Origin of the sequence: Parafrankia sp. FMc2 (genome assembly GCF_041008525.1) — a bacterium.
GTDB lineage: Bacteria > Actinomycetota > Actinomycetes > Frankiales > Frankiaceae > Parafrankia.
The window spans coordinates 1-1,519 of record NZ_JBFLUG010000380.1 but is presented as its reverse complement, the minus strand read 5'-3'; the positions used below and the strand labels follow the sequence as shown (position 1 = coordinate 1,519).

Annotated in this window: 1 protein-coding gene; it reads left to right on the top strand. The window is 71.2% G+C overall.

Going from position 1 to position 1,519, the window contains the following annotated elements:
* Window positions 1-223 precede the first annotated feature (223 nt).
* The gene (locus AB1460_RS37410) at window positions 224-1,492 is read left to right on the top strand and encodes an IS110 family transposase (protein WP_368967287.1); all 1,269 of its coding nucleotides are present in this window, start codon (window positions 224-226) and stop codon (window positions 1,490-1,492) included.
* Window positions 1,493-1,519: the final 27 nt, after the last annotated feature.

Below are 1,519 nucleotides of genomic sequence, written 5' to 3'. Positions count from 1 at the left end.
GCTGATGGCGCTACCTTCCCTTCGCACGGTGGATCCCGGCAGGGAGCGCTTGCGGTGCTTGTCCCGTGAGGACTGATGTGAGACGGCGCTCCTGCCTGGACCCGGCGAAGGCCTGACGCCCAGGAGGGTGTGGTCCCGCGAGGACTGGTCCATCAGCACGACGCAGCGCCTTCCCGGTCCGCCGCGCACCATGAGAACAGCGGGGGCAGGGAAGGGAGAACGCGTGCTCGCGGTCGGTATCGACTGGGCCGAGGAGTTTCATGACATCGCCCTGGGAACGCAGGAGAAAGGAGTCGTAGAGCAGTTCCGTGTCGAGCACGGCCCGGCCGGTGTGGAGCGGTTGATCGGGCGTTGCCTGGCTCTGGAACCGGACCCGGCCGAGGTGCGGGTCGTGCTCGAGACCCGGCACGGGTTGCTTGTCGAGGCGCTGCTCGACGCCGGGTTCGCCGTGGTCCCGGTCAACCCGGACCTGGTCGCGCGCCGCCGTGGGCCGGCGCGCAAGAAGGACGACGCCGAAGACGCCCGGATCTGCTGCCTGCTGGCGTTGGACCGGCACGCCAGCCTCAAGCAGCTCGTGCCCCACGGTGAGATCGGCGGGGAGCTGCGCGCGATCGCCCGCGACGACGAGCGCGCCGCCCGCGACCAGCGCCGCCTGCTCAACCGGCTGCGCGCGGACTTGCAGGCCACCTACCCCGCCGCTCTGAAGCTGGCCGGCAGCGACCTGGGCGCCCCGACGGTGCTGCGGCTGCTCGAACGCTGGCCCACCCAGCCCGATCTCGCCGCGGCCAGCCGCGAGGACCTGGCCGCATTCGCCCGCGCCGGCAGGCACGGCTGGCCCGAGAAGTTCGCCGACAAGGTCACGGCCGCACTCGCGGCGCCGTCGCTGGCGACCCGGGACTACCTGGTGCGGGCCAAGGCCGCCGGGATCCGGCTGGCCGCGGTGCAACTGCTCGCGCTGCACGAGGCGCGGCGCGGCTGGGAACGCCGCATGGGTGAACTGCTGCTTGGCGGCCCACGTACCGGCCGGGACCACACCGTCAAGGACCCCGACCCGGGGAAGGCGTTCCCGGGCGGGGACATCTACCTGAGCTTCCCCGGCCTGGGAGACCGACTCGCAGCTCGGGTCGCCGGCGAGATCGGCGAACACGTCGGACAGTTCGACGCACCGAACGCCCTGCAGTGCTACGCCGGTCGGGCGCCCGTAACCCGCCGCTCCGGGAAAAGCGACTTCGTCGTCGCCCGCCGCCTCGCGCACAACCGCTACCTCGGCGACGCCGTGCACCAGTGGGCGTTCTGCAGCCTCCAGCTCAGCGGCTGGGCCAGGCAGTTCTACGACGAAAAGATCACGGCGGGGAAAAGTCACCATGCCGCCTTGCGTGCCCTGGGTAACCGCTGGCTCGAGATCCTCTGGCACTGCCTCACCAAAGGCGTGCTCTACGACGAGGCCACGCACGTCGCCAACCGCAACCGAGCCCTCGGACGCGCCGCCTGAAACCGTGGTTGACAGAGGGTGTCTCAC